This is a genomic window from Hamadaea sp., from assembly GCF_013362815.1.
Classification (GTDB): Bacteria; Actinomycetota; Actinomycetes; order Mycobacteriales; family Micromonosporaceae; genus Hamadaea.
Genome location: NZ_JABFVK010000014.1, coordinates 25,176 through 43,202, shown reverse-complemented (window position 1 = coordinate 43,202; position 18,027 = coordinate 25,176). Strand labels below are relative to the sequence as shown.

Sequence of the window (18,027 nt, the reverse complement as noted above, 5' to 3'; positions counted from 1 at the left end):
CGTTGTCAACGCCGCCGCGTGGGACCGGATCACGGATGTGCATGCTTCCGAGCGCCGGGAAGCATGCACATCCGTGATCTGCAGGGAAAACCGTTACAGGGTCACGGTGATAGCGAGCGAGCCGCCGGAGGCGGCAAGCGAAAGGGACCCGATCTGGCCGGCCTCGCGAAGATCGTCGGCGACAAGCCGAAGCGCGTCAAGCGAGGCAGCCGGACCGGTGACGGTCACCGCCGACGCGGGAGCGCGCTGCGACAGCCGGGCCTCGGACTTCGCCCGCCGAACGGCCGCGATCACCTCCGACGCCACCGTCAAAGCACCGTCCGAGGACGCCACCGTCAAAGCACCGTCCGAGGACGCCACCGTCAAAGCACCGTCCGAGGACGCCACCGTCGAAGCACCGTCTGAGGACGCCACCGTCAAGACCGGCCACGGAGCGAGGTGCACCGACCCGGTACGCCACCAAGACCAGATCTCCTCGGTGACGAACGGCAGGAACGGCGCGAACAGCCGGAGCAGCGTATCGAGCGCGGTCCGCATGGCGTCGACGGCCGAGGAGGAACCGGAGTACGCCCGGGGCTTGGCGAGTTCGAGGTAGTCGTCGCAGAACTCCCAGAAGAAGCGTTCCACAGTCGACAGAGCGCCGGGATAGTCGTACGCCTCGAAGGCGGAAGTCGCCGTCGCGACCACGGAGGAAAGCCGCGCCAGCATGGCGAGATCCAACGGCGCGGTCACCGGAGCATCTGAAGCGGAAGCCGGAAACGAAAGGACGAAGCGGGAAGCGTTGAGCAGCTTCACCGCGAGCCGCCGTCCGATCCGCATCTGCTCCGGCGACAGCGCGATGTCCACCCCCGGACGCCCGGACGCGGCCCAATAGCGCACCGCGTCAGGGCCATACTCGGCAATCGCACCGAGCGGCGTGGACACAGATGCGCCGGACTTGGACAAAAAGCTTTTGGACATCTTGGACTTGTCGTCGGCGAGCACCCAGCCGGAGATCACGGCGTTCTTCCAGGGCAGCTCGTCGTACTCCAGGTGGGACCGCAGCACGGTGGTGTACAGCCAGGTCCGGATGATCTCGTGGGCCTGCGGCCGCAGGTCCATCGGAAACACCTGGTCGAGCAGGTCTCCGGCGGCGATCACGGGCGACAGCGACGAAGTCGCCCAGGTGTCCATCACGTCCGGGTCGGCCGTGAAACCGCCGGGCCGGTCGCGCTGCTCCGGTGCGTACCCGTCGGGCGTCTCGGCCCTGGGATCGACCGGCAGCCGGCCCTCCGCGGGCAGCAAGGGCGTGTCGTAGCGGGGTTCGCCCTGCTCGTCGAGGGGGTACCAGACGGGGATGGGCACGCCGAAGTAGCGCTGGCGGCTGATCAGCCAGTCGCCGGTCAGGCCGCGTGCCCACGACTCGTAGCGACCGCGCATGTGCGGCGGGTACCAGTTCAGGGCCTCGCCCCGGCGCAGCATCTCGTCCCGCAGACCGTCGTCCCGGCCACCGTTGGTGATGTACCACTGGCGGCTCGTGACGATCTCCAGCGGCAGATCGCCCTTCTCGTAGTACTTCACGGCGTGCCGCACCGGGCGCTCCGCCAGCAGCAGCCCCTCCTCGCGCAGCATCCGCACGGTCTCGCGCCGCGCCGCCTTCACGGTCAGACCAGCGACGGCCGCGTACCGCTCACTGTCCATTCCGGACGGAGCATCGGGCAGCAGCCGGCCGTCGCGCCCCACGATCGCGCGAATCGGCAAGGCCAGGTCGCGCCACCAGGTCACGTCGGTCAGGTCACCGAACGTGCACACCATCACCAGGCCGGTGCCCACCGCCGGATCCGCGTCCTTGTGCGGCATCACCGGCACTTCCGCTTTCCACAAGGGGATACGCACAACGCTGCCGAACAGGCTCTGATAGCGCTCGTCGTCCGGGTGCGCGACGAGTGCCACGCAGGCGGGCAGCAGCTCGGGGCGGGTGGTCGCCACGGTCAGCGGCCCGGACGGGCCCTCGAACCGCAGGTCGTAGAAGGTGCTGTCGCCGTCGCGGAACTCCACCTCGGCCTGTGCCACCGCGGTTTGGAAGGTCACGTCCCAGAGCGTCGGCGCCTCGGCCAGGTACGCCTCCCCGCGTTCGATGTTGCGCAGGAAGAACCGCTGCGCGACGGCACGAGCCCGATCGCCGATCGTCTGATAGTTCAGCGACCAGTCGACGCTGAGCCCGGCAGCCCGCCACACCTCTTCGAAGTGCCGCTCGTCGTACGCCGTGAGCTGCTGGCACAGCTCGATGAACCGCCGCCGGGACACCTTCTTGGAGTCCTTGCCCTTCGCGGGGTTGTCCAAGGTGCCCGGCGTGGCCTCCGCCGGGTCGTACGCCAAAGTCGGGTCGCATCGGACGCCGAACACGTTCTGCGCTCGCCGCTCGGTCGGCAGCCCGTTGTCGTCCCAGCCCATGGGGTAGAACACGGCTTTGCCGGTCATCCGGTGATACCGGGCGAGCACGTCCGTCTGAGTGAACGAGAAGACGTGCCCGAGATGCAGGGAGCCGCTCACCGTGGGCGGCGGCGTGTCGATGGAGTAGACCTGGTCCCGGGTCGCGGACCGGTCGAACCGGTAGGTCTGGTCGGCTTCCCATCGGGCCGACCACTTGTCGCCGAGCCCGTCCAGGCTGGGTTTCTCAGGGATCGCTGGATGCATTGGTGTGCACCTTTCGAGACGCCACACCTGGGTGAGGTGGGCTTGACAGGAGTTGGGGTTCGCGGGGACCGGCCGTCAGCCGGCTACCCGTACTCGACGTACGCGTACGCCGCATACCTCGACGACCGGCCGCGGCAGTGCCTGCGGGGCTCGGTTCATCGGGTTCGCGGTCGTCGCCACGTCGCCCTCCTGTGTCGTCTCGGGTGAGTGCTCTCCACGGTACCAGTTCAGCCCTCACCGGGCGGGCCAGCGCCGCTCCGCAGTCGATCTTGAATGGTTTCTGCTGCCATAGCGACGCGTTCTATCCAAGGTCATCGCGAAGGAGCCGTAGACTGGGCGATATGTCCGATACGACCCGAGCCAGCCTGCCCGAAGTCGCCCTCGGCAGCGCCGTACTGGCGGCCGACGCGGCCCGCGACTGGGTGAAGCGGGCGGCCACCGCCGGTGAGCACGCGATGCGGTCGGCCGTCGAGGTTCCGATCGACTTCGCGGCCGCCAAGGTCGTCCCGCGGGTGATCGACGACCTGATGCCCTACCTGACCGAGTCCGTCCTGCCGCGCTTCCTCGACGCCGCGCTGCCGCTCATCGAGGTCAAACTGCTGCCGCGGTTGCTGGAATCGGCCATGCCGCTCATCGAGGCGACGATGCTGCCCCGGCTCCTCGACGCGGCGACTCCGCTGTTGCAGGAGAAGGTGCTCCCGATCGTCATCAAGGACCTGACGGAGAGCGCAGAACTGCGGGATCTGATCACCGAGCAGAGCCGCGACGTCGTCGCCGACGCGGCCGGGGATCTGCGCGAGAGCACGGCCGCCGCCGACGACCGGCTCGAATCCGGGTTCCGCCGCCTGTTCCATCTCTCCTCCAGCCCGGCGAGCTAGATGGAGCAGCGGGCGTACGCCGGACTCGTGTCGCGCGTGGCCGGGCTGGGCCTGGACGTCCTCATCGTCGCGATCGCGGTGGTCGTGGTGGGCAAAGGGCTGCCGCTGATGTGGGAAGTCGTCGCCGGTACGCCGCCGAAGTGGCTGCTGAGGGCGCTGGACTGGGGCGCCAACCTCACCCCGGCGGTCTACTTCGCCGGGTGCTGGCGGCTGACCGGCGAGACCATCGGCGGCAGCGTCTTCGGCACCGTCGTACGCCTGACCGACGGCCGCCGCATCGGCCTGATCCGGGCGGTGCTGCGCGCCGTGTTCGGTCTGCTCTTCGCCCCGATCTGGTTCGTCGGCCTGGTGACGGTGCTGTTCGACGTACGCCGTCGCTCGCTGCTCGACATGGCGTTCGGCACAGTCGTCCAGTACGCCGGCCGCCCGGGTCGCTCGACCGCCTAAGGTGGCGGCGTGGCGAAACCTGAACTGGTCATCTTCGACTGCGACGGCGTACTGGTGGACAGCGAGCGGATCGCCGTCCGGCTGAACATCGAGATGCTCGCCGAGTACGGCTACCAGGCGACCGAGGCCGACATCGTCGATCACTTCGTCGGCAAGTCGCTGCCGACCATCCAGGAGAAGATCGCCGAGTGGCTGGGCCGCCCGGTGCCGGAGTGGCCGGACCTGTGGATGCCGCGGATGACCGCCGCACACGACGCCGAGTTGACGGCGGTGGACGGCATCGCCGAGGCGCTGGACCGGATCGATCTGCCGGTCTGCGTCGCGTCCAGTGGGCGGCTGGAGAAGACGAGGCACAGCCTGAAACTGACCGGACTGAGCCACCACTTCGGGGATCGCCTGTTCAGCTCCACAATGGTCGAACGTGGCAAGCCGTTCCCCGACTTGTTCCTGCACGCTGCGCGTACGCTCGGCGTCGATCCGGCCGGCTGTGTAGTGGTCGAGGACAGCGAACCGGGCGTCCGGGCGGCCCGATCGGCCGGGATGCGCTGCTTCGCGTACGCCGGCGGCGTCACCTCTGGCGAGAAGCTCGCCGGAACCGGTACGGTCGTCTTCGATGACATGCGCCGGTTGCCGGAGCTGCTCGCGGGCTGACGGGAATCCCACACTGGCTCGTGCAAGTGACTTGCACGCTGATGCATTACGCTTGCACTCATGACGCGCAGACTGGCTGAGGTAGCGAAGTACGTCGGAGTCAGTGAAGCCACGGTCTCCCGGGTGCTCAACGGCAAGCCCGGGATCTCCGAGGCCACTCGGACCAACGTGCTGACCGCGCTCGACGTGCTGGGGTACGAGCGCCCGACCAAGCTGCGCGGGGAACGGGCCCGCCTGGTCGGACTCGTCCTGCCCGAACTGGGCAACCCGATCTTCCCGGCGTTCGCCGAGGTGGTGGCCGACGCGCTCGCCCGCCGCTCGTTCACCCCGGTGCTCTGTACGCGTACGCAGCACGGCGTCTCCGAGGGCGACTACGTCGACATGCTGCTCGACCAGCACGTCTCCGGGGTGATCTTCGCCGGGGGCAACTACGCCCAGGGCGCGGCCGACCACGAGCACTACCACCGCATCGCCGACCGGGGTCTGCCGGCCGTCCTTGTTAACGCAGCCATAGACGGGCTCAAGTTCCCCCGGGTGTCGACGGACGACTCGCACGCCGTCGAGCAGGCGTACCAGCATCTCGTGGCGCTCGGCCATGAGCGGATCGGCCTCATCATCGGGCCCGAGGACCACATGCCGTCGCTGCGCAAGCTCAAGGCGTACAGCGCCAAGGCGGCTCAGCCGGACCTCTTCGAGCACACCATCTTCTCCCTGGAAGGCGGGCACGCCGCCGGAACCCGGCTGATGAAGCGGGGTGCGACGGCGTTGATCTGCGCCTCCGACGTCCTGGCGCTGGGCGCGATCCGGGCCGTCCGCCGCCTCGGCCGCAGCGTGCCCAACGACGTCTCCGTGGTCGGCTACGACGACTCCTCGTTCATGACTTGCACGGAACCGCCGCTGACCACCGTCCGGCAGCCGATCGAGGCGATGGGCCAGGCGGTCGTGGCGCTGCTTATCAACGCGATCGCGGGCAACCCGATCCCGACCGATGAGCTGCTCTTCGAGCCCGAGTTGGTGGTACGCGGCTCCACCGGTCCGGCACCGGCCGCCTAGTCCCTCCGCGCATCGTTTCTTGCACAGCCCCGTCGGGCGTACGCCCCGGCGGGGCTTCTTCGTGCCCGCAAAACTGCAGCTCAGACCCTCAATGCAAGAGTCCTTCGCGATCACCGTTGCAAAGTCGTAATTTTGCATTGTGTTGTCGGAGTATTGCCGCCAGGAGTCGCCATAGTTACAGTGAGCCCACTCAGCGACAACCCGTTCCCCGAAGGGATGGATAGATGTCCGTAACGCAGTACCGCAGGGTGGCAGCCCTCGCGGCCGTGGCCGGACTCGGGCTCGCCCTCGCGGCCTGTTCGACGAAGGGCGACGACTCGTCCAGCAGCGGTGACAAGGTCACCATCACCGTGGACTGCATGCCGGTGGGCTCGCAGAAGGAGCTGCTGAAGGACTGGAACGCCGATGTCGAGGCGTTCCAGAAGCTCAACCCCAACATCACGATCAAGAGCGTGTCGGTCGGCGCCCAGTGCAACAACCCGCCGGACTTCACCGCCCGGCTCGCCGGCGGCACCGTCACCGACGTCTTCTACGCGTACATGACCGACCTGCAGCAGGTGCTCGACTCCGGGCAGGCCATGGAGATCACCCAGTACGCCACCAAGGACCAGATCCCCACCTGGGACAGCATCTCCAAGGAGGCGAAGGCCGCCTTCAGCGAGGGCGACAAGCTATACGGCATTCCCACCAAGAACTACTCGATGGGTCTGCTCTACAACAAGAACCTCTTCACGCAGGCCGGGCTCGACCCCAAGAACCCGCCGAAGACGTGGGAAGAGGTCCGAGAGGCGGCGAAGAAGATCTCCGCGCTCGGCAACGGCATCGCCGGCTACTCCGACTACAGCGCGGGCAACACCGGTGGCTGGCACTTCACCGCCGAGCTGTTCTCGCAGGGCGGTCAGGTCGTGACGGCCGACGGCAAGAAGGCCGACTTCAACAACGACCTCGGCAAGAAGGTTCTCCAGAACCTCAAGGACATGCGGTACACCGACAAGAGCATGGGCGAGAAGCAGCTCCTGCAGTGGGCGGACCTCCTGACCAACGCCGGGGCCGGCAAGGTCGGCATGTTCGTCGGCGCGCCCGACGCCACCACCGCGATCGTCACCCAGTTCCAGGGCAAGTACCAGGACTGGGCGATGGCCCCGATGCCCGGACAGGGCGGCCCGGCCAAGGGCACCCTCGGCGGCGGTGAGGGCTACTTCTTCAAGAAGGGCCTGTCCAAGGCGCAGGTCGAGGCGGGCCTGAAGTGGCTGGCCTACGAGAAGCTCACGGTCGGCAAGGGCCAGTTCGACTACGTCCGGGCCAAGCCGGAGAACAACCCGGTCGGCCTGCCGCAGCCGCAGCTGTTCATCCCGGGCAGCGACGCGTTCAAGGCGGACAACGACCTGAAGGTCGCCAACGCGAACGTGACCGTGGACGACTTCGCGCTGTTCGCGAACAACCCCGTCCCGATCAAGTTCGAGCCGGCCAACGCGCAGGCGATCTACGCGATCCTCGACTCCGCGATGTCGGCCATCCTGACCAACCCGAACGCGAGCGTGGACGACGAGCTCAAGAAGGCCGAGGACAAGGTCAACCAGGCCTTGGCCGCCGCCGCCAAGTAGCGGCCGGCGCTGGCGTCACCCGCCGGTGGCGCAGCCAGTAGGCGTGGGGGCCGGTCCTGAGCGAGAGCCGGTCCCCACCTCACCTCAAGGAGCATCGCAATGCCTTCGGCGACCGTGGCGCCCAGCCCCGTCCACGCATCACACCCGGCCCCCAGCGGGCGACGGCCGCGCAAAGCGCCGGCTCAGCGGATCACCAACAATGTGACCGGGTACGCCTTCCTCATCGGCGCGGTCCTCTGTTTCGCCTTGTTCTCCTGGTACCCCATGGTTCGCGGCGTCGTCATGAGCTTCCAGCGCACCCGCCGCGGCGTGACCACCTGGGTCGGGTGGGACAACTACGAACGCATCTTCCAAGATCCGAGCTTCTGGACGGCCTGGAAGAACACGGCGTACTTCACGGTCCTGGCGCTGGTTCTCGGCTACGCCGTCCCGTTCGTCGTGGCCATCATCTTCAACGAGCTGCGCCACGCGCGCGGGTATCTGCGCGTACTGGTGTATCTGCCGGTCATGCTGCCGCCCGCGTCGGCGCTGTTCCTGTTCAAGTACTACGCGTACGACCCGAGCGAAGCCGGCCTGTTCAACGCCATCCTGAAGTTCCTGCACCTGCCGACGTCGCAATGGATGCAGTCCACTTCGATGGCGGTCCCCGCAATGGTGCTCGCGTCCACCTGGATGAACATGGGCGGTGCGGTGCTCATCTACCTGGCAGCGTTGCAGAACATCCCGGGCAGCCTCTACGAGGCGGCCGAACTGGACGGTGCGGGCCTGTTCAAGCGCATCCGGCACGTCACCATCCCGCAAACCAAGCTGATCTTGTCGCTGATGGCGATGCTGCAGGTCGTGGCGACGATGCAGCTGTTCATCGAGCCCCTGATCCTGGCCAACGGCGCGGGTACGCAGGACTCGGCCACCTCGGTGGCGTACCTCATCTATCAGCACGGCTTCTTCCAGAACGACCTCAATGGAGCCGCCGCCCTGGGCGTGATCATGCTCGTGGTGCTGGGCGGTTTCTCCGCGGCCTACGTACGCCTGAGCTCGAAGCAGGATTGACGATGACGACTCGTGAACTCGGCCCGCGTACGCTGCTGTCGCACACCCAGCTCACCCGGGGCAAGGGACCGGCGATCTACTGGACGCTGCTCATCGCCATCGTGGTGATCTTCACGCTGGCCTTCATCGGCCCGCTGTACTGGATGGTGACCAGCGCGCTCAAGACGGGCCAGGAGGTGGCGCAGACGCCGCCGACGCTGTTCCCGGCGAACCCCGACCCGCAGAACTACGTCGACGCGTGGAACAACCTGACGCTTGGCAAGCTGCTGTTCAACACCATCTACTACGCGGGTGGCGCACTGCTCTTCCAGCTCGTGCTGGACACGGCGGCGGCGTACGCCTTGTCGAAGCTGCGGCCGATCTTCGGCAACGTGGTTCTCGGCGCGATGCTGGCCACCCTGATGATCCCGGCGATGGTCCTCATCGTCCCGCAGTACCTGACCGCGATCGACCTGCCGATCCTGCACATCAGCCTGCTGGACTCGCCGTTCGCGATCTGGCTGCCGGCAGTGGCCAACGCGTTCAACATCTTCCTGCTCAAGCGGTTCTTCGACTCGGTGCCGCAGGATCTGATCTACGCTGGGATCGTCGACGGAGCCGGACCGCTGCGCATCCTGTGGTCGATCATCCTGCCGATCTCCCGGCCGATCCTCGGGGTCGTCTCGATCTTCGCCGTGACCGCCGTCTGGAAGGACTTCCTCTGGCCCAAGCTGGTGGAGCCCTCGCCGGAGACCCGGACGATCAGCGTCGGGATCTACGCCTTCGCCGGGGGCACGCCGCAGAACGTCGTGATCGCCGCGGCCGTCATCGCCGCGATCCCGACGGTGATCTTCTTCCTGATCTTCCAGCGCAGCATCATGGCCGGCCTCACCACCGGAGCCGTCAAGGAGTAGCCGCGCGCCCCGACCACCCATTGAAGGCGATCCAACAGGACGACAGATCCATCACAGGAGAGAGACAGCCTTGACGAACTCCGCCGCTTGGTGGCGCACCGCCGCGATCTACCAGGTCTACCCCCGCAGCTTCGCCGACGGAAACGGCGACGGCGTCGGCGACGTGGCCGGCATCCGGGCCCGCCTGGGCCACCTCAAGACCCTCGGTGTCGACGCGATCTGGTTCAGCCCCTGGTACTCGTCGCCGATGGCGGACGCCGGCTACGACGTCGCCGACTATCGCGACATCGATCCGATCTTCGGCACGCTGGCGGAGGTGGAGGCACTCATCGGCGAGGCCCACGACCTCGGGCTCCGGGTGATCGTCGACATCGTGCCCAACCACTGCTCGGACCAGCACGCCTGGTTCCGCGCGGCGGTGGCGGCCGGTCCCGGCTCGCCGGAGCGGGCCCGGTTCCACTTCCGGCCCGGGCGTGGTGAGAACGGAGAACTGCCGCCGAACGACTGGCAGTCGAACTTCGGCGGCTCGGGCTGGACCCGCGTACCCGACGGTGAGTACTACTTCCACATGTTCGCCCCGGAGCAGCCGGACCTGAACTGGGCCAACCCCGAGGTGGTCGACGAGTTCGACGACATCCTGCGGTTCTGGCTGGACCGTGGGGTCGACGGATTCCGCATCGACGTGGCGCACGGCCTGGTCAAGGCGGACGGATTGCCGGACCTCTCCTCGCTCACGCCCGGTGTGGGCAAGCCGTACGAGGACCAGCCCGGTGTGCACGCCATCTACCAGCGGTGGCGCGCGATCGCGGACGAGTACACGGCCGCAGATCCGAAGCGGGAACGCGTCTTCGTCGGCGAGATCGTCGGACCCGACCCGGAAGGGTTCGCCCGGTACCTGCGGCCGGACGAGCTGCACTCGGCGTTCAACTTCGACTTCCTGTTCTGCCCTTGGGAGCCGGCCCGGCTGCGGACCGTGATCGACGAGACCAACGCCGCCCACGCCCTGGTCGGCGCGCCGCCGACCTGGGTTCTGTCCAATCACGACGTCACCCGGGTGGCCACTCGGTACGGCCGGTTGGACTACACCGGCTTCGGTTTCGACGACCGCCGCCACGGCGTACCGTCTGATCTGGAGCTTGGGACCCGGCGTGCGCGAGCCGCCGCGTTGCTGTCGATGGCCCTGCCTGGTGGGGTCTACGTCTATCAAGGCGACGAGCTGGGCCTGTGGGAGGTCGAGGATCTCGACGACGACCTGCGGCAGGACCCGATCTGGGAGCGGTCCGGGCACACCGAGCGCGGCCGGGACGGCTGCCGGGTGCCGTTGCCGTGGTCGGACGACCAGCCGCCGTTCGGATTCTCGCCGCTCGCTGACGCCGAGCCGTGGCTGCCACAGCCCGCGGCCTGGAAGGATTACACCGCCGAGGCGCAGGACGGCGATCCGGCGTCGATGCTGACGCTCTACCGCGCGGCGCTGGCGATCCGGCCCGCTTTCGGTGACGCGCCGATGACCTGGCTCGACTCGCCGGCCGAGGTGCTGGCGTTCCAGCGCGGCGACCTGATCAGCGTCTCCAACCTCGGCGCTGCCCCGGCGGAGCTCCCCGCCGGGACGATCGTGCTGGCCAGCGGGCCGCTCGAGGACGGCCGCGCGCCGGCGGACACGACGGTATGGCTGCGCGTGTAACCCTTGTGGGTTAGTGAGGCCGGTGGGGACGACCCACCGGCCTTATTTTTGTTCACAGCCCCGGAGTACGCTTCCCGGACGATCTTGGGAGGAACCATGGCTGAGGACTTCCGCGCCGAGTGGGAGCGCTGGCGGGAACGACGTGACCGGAGCCTGCGCAACCCGCAGGGCTGGTTGAGCCTGACCGGACTGCACTGGCTGGGCACCGACCCCGCCACGTTCGACACCGTCCCCGGCCGATGGCGGGTGGTGGACGACACCGTCTACCTCGTCGCCGACCTGGCCGACGGGCTGACCTACCTGGATACGCCGGTCGACGGCGAGGTGCGCGTACCGGACTCCGGCCGGGTGCACCACGGCGACGTGCAGGTGGAGGTGATCGAGCGCGGCGGCTGGTGGGCGTTGCGCGTACGCGATCCGCAGTCGCCCACGCTGACCGGGTTCACCGGCGTTCCGGCGTACGCCTTCGACCCGGCCTGGGTCGTCGAGGGCCGCTTCGAGCGCTTCCCCGAGGCGCAGGAGGTCAAGATCGGCTCCGTGATCGACGGGCTGACCCACGCCGAGTCGGCCATCGGCGTACTGCGGTTCACGGTGGGCGGGCAGGACCTGGCGCTCACCGCGTTCGACGGCGGCGACGGCTCTCTCGACCTGCTGTTCCGCGACGCCACCAGCGGAGTCACCACGTACGCCGCCTCGCGCTCGCTTCAGGTGCCCACGCCGGACGCCGACGGGCGGGTGTGGATCGACTTCAACCGCGCCTACAACATGCCGTGCGCCTTCACCGAGTACGCCACCTGTCCGTTGCCGCCGCCCGAGAACACCCTGCCCGTTGCCGTGACTGCGGGCGAGCAGAAGTACCACTGACGTTCATTCAGGGGCTGGATCAGGGATCCGGGTCGAATCATGCGCCATGATTCGACCCAGATCCGTGATCCAGCGCCCAAGGCAAGGGCGGCTCACGGTTCGAAGCGACCGGCCACCAGTTCCTGAAGCCAGATCTTGGCGCGGATGAGCGGCCGGCGGATCCGCCGTTCCCGCCATTCCGCCTTGGCCAGCTTGGCCCGCGCCCGGGGCGTGTCCGCCACGTACCGCCAGCGGGCCCAGGGCGAGCCCGGCCGGGCGAGCCGGAGGGCCCCCACGTACAGCAGCACCGGGATGAACAACCCGGCCAGTCCGGTCCAGATCTTGCCCTTGAGCAGGGTGATCGCGGCCAGTGTGAGGTTGACGAGCGTACCGGCGACGGCGACCGCCCAGTTGACCCAGCCACCGCCCTCGGAGCGAGCTCCCAGGAACTCCTCCACGGCGACCGGCCGCAGCCCGAGCAGGAGCATGCCGGAGACCGCGACGGCGACGAACACCGCGTCGACCGACGTACGCCCTTGTTCGGTCCAGTAGACGTCGTCGAGATGCAAGATCAGGGCGAATTCGTCGAGCACGAGCGCCGCCCCGACGCCGAACAGGGCGGCGACCGCCGAGAGGGCGGCCACGTGCCCGCGCGGGATGGCCAGCGCGGCGACCCCGCCGATGAGCATGAAGACGACGCCGAAGACGACGTGGTGGATGTGCAGTCCGCCCGGGGTGACGTTGCCGGGCCACCAGCGGACCTGAGCGCGGATGAGGCGTACGGAGATCCGGATGAACGCGAAACCGATGACGACGCCCGCGAAGAAGCAGAACAGCGGCAGGCGACCCGTCCGGATGATCTCGTGGTCGAACCAGTGCCCCATCCCTAGATCTGATCACGCGGGGCGGCCGGATCGGGCTGGAACCCGGCCGACCCCCGGCATCGTTCACGCTGCGTGACGCATAGATCGCTATGCGTAGAAAAATGCCCGCCTGAGACCGATTTGTGACCCATCCCCTAAGGGTTTACGCTTGGTGTTCACGCCGTGACGGAGCATCGAGATCGGCGCCGAGGGATCCGCCTTCGACTCACGCGCTGAGCGCGAGAGTGGCGGGATGGGCGTTTTGCGTACTTTGTCGCCTCGACTGCCTTCCCGGGCCCATCGCGTACGGTCTATCCCCCACATTGATGGCGTACATAGTGATCATTCGACGTATGTGCAGGTGGGCAGGGGTGCAAGACGGTCGCTAAGGTCGACCGATGCGCCGAGACAACGACGTCAAGACCGTGCTTGCCGACAAGGTTTCGCACGCCTTCACCCTCATCCGCGAACGCTTCACGACCAGCCCGCGCCGTGTCGCAGCGTTCGGCCTGGTGGCCGTCGCTGGGGCAAGCGCCCTACTCCACACCTCCGCCGCCACGGCGGAGCCCCTCAACACCGCGAAGGCGGCTCAGGTGGTCACCACCACCCAGAGCGCCGAGGCGGGCAAGTCGACCGCCGCGAAGGGCGGCTCCACCTCCAAGTCGACGAGCAGCCAGCTGTCCACGACCAAGAAGGCCACCACCCCGGCCAAGGTCAAGCCCACCGCCGGCTACAACCAGACGCAGATGGACAACGCCGCCATCATCGTCAAGGCCGGCCAGGAACTCGGCATCTCCGAGAAGGGCCAGATCATCGCGGTCGCCACCGCGATGCAGGAGAGCAACCTCTACAACCTGGCCAGCTATGTCGTGCCGGAGTCGCTCAAGTACGCCCACCAGGGCACCGGCGCCGACTACGACTCGGTCGGCCTGTTCCAGCAGCGGTACACGACCGGCTGGGGCACCGTCAAGGAGATCATGAACCCCTCCGAGTCGGCCAAGAAGTTCTACCGCGCACTCCAGCGGGTGCCGGGTTGGCAGAACATGGCCGTCACCGTCGCCGCCCAGACCGTGCAGGGCTCCGCGTTCCCCGACGCGTACGCCAAGCACCAGGGCAACGCGACCGCGGTGGTCAAGGCGGTCAACGCCGTCAAGTAAACCCCTCGCATCCCCAAGAAGGCGGGCCGTGACGATGTCGTCGCGGCCCGCCTTTTCGCCGTCTAACGGGGACGGACGACTCGGCTCAGCAACTCGTCACGGATGGCCGGCCGGCTGCCGAACACCAGCAGGAACGCCGCCTCCCGGACGAGGCGCTGAGCGGTCGAGTCCAGGCGTACCGAGCGGCTGCCCGTGTGCACTGCCAGCACGGCGGCACACCGCATCGCCAGTTCGGACGCAGTCGCTCGCGCAGCCGGAGTAGTAGTCGCGTCGGCCGTCAGCAGACCGGTTCGGCAGGCGGCCAGTTCGGCTTCGAGCTGCGGCACGACCGGGGCGTCTGCCAGTAGCCGGACGCACCGCTCGGCGACGCCCAGTGCCAGGAATCCGTTGAGCGCCCAGCCGGACGCTTCGCGGGCGGCCCATTCGGCGTACGGCTCGGCGGCGACGAGGCGGTCGCCGGGAACGAAGTGATCGGCGAACGAGATCGTCGCCGTTCGGCTGGCCGACGCCGCCGACAACGCGACCACCTCCGCCCGCAGGGTGTCCGAGGCCACCGCATCCATGAGGAAGAACCGGATCTGACCGTCGTCGCCGACCGCAGCGACGTGCACCACGTCGATCAGTCCCCAGCCGGTGACCCAGGCCGCCTCCCCCGTCAGCCGCCAACCCCCGGCCGACTCGTACGCCGTCAGCCCGCCGGCGCCCGGCCGGGCGCCGGAATGGGCGATCCCGCCGCGCACCTCGCCGGTCGCCAACGACGTCCGCCACTTTTCGCGTACCCCCGGGAAAGAAGACGAATCCGCGGCCCGCAGCGGACCTCGATGCTGGAGCCAGACGAAGGCCGTGGCCAGGCAGCCGCCCGCGAACGCCGCCACCAGCGGGCCCACCTGCTCGACCGGACCGCCGACCGCCTCGTAGAAGCCCTCGCGGGCCAGCAGGTCCACCTGCGACGCCGGTACGCGATCGGCCCGATCCACCGCCGCGGCCTGGGCGAACAGCACCTCGTCGGCGATGCGGGCGGCGGTGTTCATCATCTGGCGAAGATATCGCAACACAATCTGGCCTTGGAGGATACTTCCCATTTCCCATATGATTTATGGATATCTCTGTCTCAACCGAGCCGGAGGGCGCCATGAACGCTCGCCCCTCGTCCGTCACCACCGATGTCCCCGACGTGCCGCCGGAACCCGAACCCGCTCGCCGCATCAGCGAACGGGAGGCCGAGGAGTTCGTCGCGGCACACGCCGTCCAGCCGGGAGCCGACCCGCAGCTCGGCGTCGAACTCGAGTGGCTGCTCGTCGACAAACGCCTGCCGCGCGAACGAATACCTTTCGACACCGCGAAGGCCGTTCTGACGGCGGCCGGGGCGTTGCCGCGCTGCGCCGCCCTGACCTGGGAGCCTGGTGGCGCGCTCGAACTCAGCTCCCGGCCGGCCGACACGCTGGGTGAGGCGCTCGCCGAGATGACCACCGAGCTGGCCGCCGCCCGGGCCGCGCTTGGCGATGCGGGAATCTCGCTGGTGGGCGCGGGTCTCGATCCCGTCCGGCCGCCGCACCGCCTGCTCGACGCGCCCCGATACGCGGCGATGGAGACCTTCCTGGACCGCCGCGGCGACGCCGGCCGCTGGATGATGACCGGCACCGCATCCGTGCAGGTCTGTGTCCACTCTGGACACGAACGACCGGGTCCGCTCGGCTTCCGCGAACGGTGGCGGCTCGCACACGACCTCGGGCCGGTCCTGGTCGCGTCGTTCGCGAACTCTCCGATCGCACGCGGCGTGCCGACCGGCTGGCGCTCCACCCGGCAGGCGGTCTGGTCCAGCCTCGATCCCAGCCGCACCCGGCCGCCGATCGGGGACGATCCGCGCGAGGCTTGGGCACGCTACGCGCTCGACGCCGAAGTCTTAGCGGTACGCACAACGCAGGGGCCGTGGCTGGTGCCGGAGGGTCTGACGTTCCGGGATTGGATCCGCACCGGCCAACCGCGTACGCCGACCGCCGACGATCTGGCCTACCACCTGACCACGCTGTTTCCCCCGGTACGCCCCCGGGGGTACCTGGAGTTGCGGATGATCGACGCCCAGCCCGGCGATCGATGGACCGTCCCGTTCGCGGTGGCGACCGCGCTGCTGACCGACGCCCGAGCCGCCGACCGGGCGGCCGACGCGTGCGAGCCGTTGCGGCGCATACCAAGGGTGTGGCAGCAGGCGGCCCGGCACGGGTTGAGCCGCCCCGCGTTCGCCGCCGCCGCGGCCACCTGTTTCGAGGCGGCGCTCGACGCCCTGCCCCGCCTGGGCGCACCGCCACCGGTGAGCGCCCGGGTCGCCCAGTACGCCGATCGCTTCGTCCTTCGCGGCCTCACTCCGGCCGACGACCACCTCGCGTCGCTACTAGATGGCCGATCGGCTGATGATCACGCCACGCTGTGGACGGACTTCGAGACCCAGGGTCAACCCTGATGGTTTCGCGTTGACCCCGTAAGACACACTGTGCCGATGGGCAGTGAGATCACCAACGGTGAGATCGTCGTGTCCGGCCTGACCAAGCACTACAAACAGGTCAAGGCCGTCGACGGGCTGTCGTTCACCGTGAAGCCGGGGCGTGTGACCGGCTTCCTCGGGCCGAACGGCGCGGGCAAGACCACCACTTTACGAATGTTGCTGAACCTCGTCCGTCCCACCGCCGGGACGGCGACGATCGGCGGGCGACGATACGCCGACCTGGCCGACCCGATGGCCGGGGTCGGCGCGGTGCTGGAGGCGTCCAGCGCGCACAAGGGCCGTACCGGCCGCAATCACCTGCGCGTCATCTGCGCGGCGGCGGGTCTCCCGGCGTCCCGGGCCGACGAGGTGCTGGCCCTCGTCGGGCTGACCCCGGCTGCGAACCGCAAGTTCAAGGGCTACTCGCTCGGCATGCGCCAGCGGCTCGGCATCGCGACGGCGATGATCGGCGATCCGCAGGTCCTCATCCTCGACGAACCGGCCAACGGCCTGGACCCCGAGGGCATCCGCTGGATGCGTGACTTCCTGCAGTCGCTGGCCGCGCAGGGCCGCACCATCCTCGTCTCCAGCCACCTGCTGTCCGAAATGGAGCTGCTCGCCGACGACGTCGTCATCATCGCGGCCGGCAAGCTCGTCGCGCAGGGCTCGGTCGGCGACATCGTCGGCAACATGGGCGACGGCGGGCTGGTCCGGGTGCGTACGCCGAAGCCGGACGAGCTGATCGCAGCGCTGGATTCGGCGACGGTCGCCCGCCAGGACGACGGCGCGCTCGTCGTCACCGGCACGACCGCCGCCGTCGTCGGCGAGGCGGCTCTGCGAGCCGGAGTCGCGCTCCACGAACTCGTCACCGAGCGGCCCGACCTCGAACGGGTCTTCCTCGAGCTGACTGCGGGCAAGGAGGCCATCCGATGAAGCTGATCCGCAGCGAGTTCCTGAAGATCCGCACCACCAACGTGTGGTGGCTGTTCGCGCTCGGCACGGTCGTACTTTGGGGCCTGTCGTTCCTCGTCAACTGCGTCCAGGCGCACTACATCCTCCATCCTGAGGGCGTACCGGACGAGCAGGCCGCGACCATCAGCGCGATGGGCGACCCGGCTGCGCTCACGGCGTACATGGCCACGAGCGGGCAGTATTTCGGCCTGATGTTCGTGCTGCTGCTAGGCATCTTGACGGTGACGAACGAGTTCTATCACCAGACCGCCACGACGACGTTCCTGGCCACCCCGCATCGCACCGCCGTCATCGTCGCCAAGACCGCAGCGGCCGCCATCTTCGGCTTCCTGCTTTGGGCGGTCACGACCGTGCTCAGCGTGATCGGCACGGTCATCTTCCTGAACGCGGAGAACGCCGAAATCGCACTCGGCGACTCGTCGGTGATCCGGTCGATCCTGCTGAACCTGCTCGCCTTCGCGTTGTGGGGGCTCATCGGCGTCGGCTTCGGCGTCCTGATCCGCAGCCAGATCGGCGCCACCGTCACCGCGCTGATCCTGTACCTCGTCGGCACGCTGGCCGTATCGATCATCGTCCAGCTGCTGTCGAACTGGCTCGACCAGGACTGGATCCGGGAGCTGGCCTGGGCGCTGCCGTCCAACGCGTCGGGCCTGCTCGTCAGCGGAGTGGATCTGCCGGACCAGCCGCATTACTGGGTCGGCGGGCTCGTCCTGCTCGCCTGGGCGGCGGTCACCGGCGTCATCGGGACGCTCATCACCCGCAACCGCGACATCTCCTGAG

16 protein-coding genes are annotated in these 18,027 nt (G+C 68.4%); 13 read left to right on the top strand and 3 right to left on the bottom strand.

Annotated elements, in window-relative coordinates:
* Window positions 1-93: 93 nt before the first annotated feature.
* On the bottom strand, window positions 94-2,676 hold the full coding sequence (valS, locus tag HOV77_RS08165) for a valine--tRNA ligase (protein ID WP_290859796.1): 2,583 nt from the start codon (window positions 2,674-2,676) through the stop codon (window positions 94-96).
* A gap of 341 nt (window positions 2,677-3,017) precedes the next feature.
* Between valS and HOV77_RS08160 the strand changes: the two genes are divergently transcribed.
* From HOV77_RS08160 to HOV77_RS08120, 9 genes are all read left to right on the top strand, one after another.
* Window positions 3,018-3,554, top strand: coding sequence for a hypothetical protein (locus HOV77_RS08160; RefSeq protein WP_290859790.1), 537 nt, complete (start codon window positions 3,018-3,020; stop codon window positions 3,552-3,554).
* Window positions 3,555-4,001, top strand: coding sequence for an RDD family protein (locus HOV77_RS08155; RefSeq protein WP_290859783.1), 447 nt, complete (start codon window positions 3,555-3,557; stop codon window positions 3,999-4,001).
* Between the two features lie 9 nt (window positions 4,002-4,010).
* A complete protein-coding gene (locus tag HOV77_RS08150) occupies window positions 4,011-4,652 on the top strand; it encodes an HAD family hydrolase (protein WP_290859781.1) in 642 nt (213 codons plus the stop codon).
* A 60-nt stretch (window positions 4,653-4,712) separates the two neighbouring features.
* A complete protein-coding gene (locus tag HOV77_RS08145; RefSeq protein WP_290859779.1) occupies window positions 4,713-5,705 on the top strand; it encodes a LacI family DNA-binding transcriptional regulator in 993 nt (330 codons plus the stop codon).
* A 224-nt stretch (window positions 5,706-5,929) separates the two neighbouring features.
* Window positions 5,930-7,309, top strand: coding sequence for an extracellular solute-binding protein (locus HOV77_RS08140; RefSeq protein ID WP_290859777.1), 1,380 nt, complete (start codon window positions 5,930-5,932; stop codon window positions 7,307-7,309).
* A 99-nt stretch (window positions 7,310-7,408) separates the two neighbouring features.
* Window positions 7,409-8,359: a sugar ABC transporter permease gene (locus tag HOV77_RS08135; RefSeq protein ID WP_290859775.1), complete on the top strand. Its 951-nt coding sequence runs from the start codon at window positions 7,409-7,411 to the stop codon at window positions 8,357-8,359.
* Window positions 8,360-8,361: 2 nt separating this feature from the next.
* The gene (locus tag HOV77_RS08130; protein ID WP_290859772.1) at window positions 8,362-9,252 is read left to right on the top strand and encodes a carbohydrate ABC transporter permease; all 891 of its coding nucleotides are present in this window, start codon (window positions 8,362-8,364) and stop codon (window positions 9,250-9,252) included.
* Between the two features lie 70 nt (window positions 9,253-9,322).
* The gene (locus tag HOV77_RS08125; protein WP_290859770.1) at window positions 9,323-10,933 is read left to right on the top strand and encodes a glycoside hydrolase family 13 protein; all 1,611 of its coding nucleotides are present in this window, start codon (window positions 9,323-9,325) and stop codon (window positions 10,931-10,933) included.
* 96 nt (window positions 10,934-11,029) lie between these two features.
* Window positions 11,030-11,797, top strand: coding sequence for a DUF1684 domain-containing protein (locus HOV77_RS08120; RefSeq protein WP_290859768.1), 768 nt, complete (start codon window positions 11,030-11,032; stop codon window positions 11,795-11,797).
* Window positions 11,798-11,889: 92 nt separating this feature from the next.
* On the opposite strand, the gene HOV77_RS08115 is transcribed toward HOV77_RS08120, so the two are convergent.
* Window positions 11,890-12,660 carry a hypothetical protein gene (locus HOV77_RS08115; RefSeq protein ID WP_290859766.1) on the bottom strand — a complete coding sequence of 257 codons (771 nt, stop codon included), beginning with the start codon at window positions 12,658-12,660 and terminating at the stop codon, window positions 11,890-11,892.
* Window positions 12,661-13,037: 377 nt separating this feature from the next.
* On the opposite strand from HOV77_RS08115, the gene HOV77_RS08110 reads away from it, so the two are divergent.
* Complete coding sequence (locus HOV77_RS08110) at window positions 13,038-13,796, top strand: hypothetical protein (protein WP_290859764.1); 759 nt, start codon at window positions 13,038-13,040, stop codon at window positions 13,794-13,796.
* Window positions 13,797-13,858: 62 nt separating this feature from the next.
* Here the strand turns inward: HOV77_RS08110 and HOV77_RS08105 are convergent, their stop codons facing one another.
* Window positions 13,859-14,830 (bottom strand): acyl-CoA dehydrogenase family protein, encoded by a 972-nt coding sequence (locus tag HOV77_RS08105; RefSeq protein WP_290859762.1) that lies wholly within the window; start codon window positions 14,828-14,830, stop codon window positions 13,859-13,861.
* A 98-nt stretch (window positions 14,831-14,928) separates the two neighbouring features.
* Between HOV77_RS08105 and egtA the strand changes: the two genes are divergently transcribed.
* Genes egtA through HOV77_RS08090 form a run of 3 tightly spaced genes read left to right on the top strand, consistent with a single transcriptional unit; the run spans window position 14,929 to window position 18,026 of the window.
* Complete coding sequence (egtA, locus tag HOV77_RS08100) at window positions 14,929-16,254, top strand: ergothioneine biosynthesis glutamate--cysteine ligase EgtA (RefSeq protein ID WP_290859759.1); 1,326 nt, start codon at window positions 14,929-14,931, stop codon at window positions 16,252-16,254.
* A gap of 36 nt (window positions 16,255-16,290) precedes the next feature.
* Window positions 16,291-17,208: an ATP-binding cassette domain-containing protein gene (locus HOV77_RS08095; RefSeq protein ID WP_290859757.1), complete on the top strand. Its 918-nt coding sequence runs from the start codon at window positions 16,291-16,293 to the stop codon at window positions 17,206-17,208.
* Entirely contained in the window at window positions 17,205-18,026 is an 822-nt protein-coding gene (locus HOV77_RS08090; RefSeq protein WP_290859755.1) for an ABC transporter permease subunit, read from the top strand. The genes HOV77_RS08095 and HOV77_RS08090 overlap by 4 nt, the downstream gene beginning before the upstream one ends.
* Window position 18,027 lies beyond the last annotated feature (1 nt).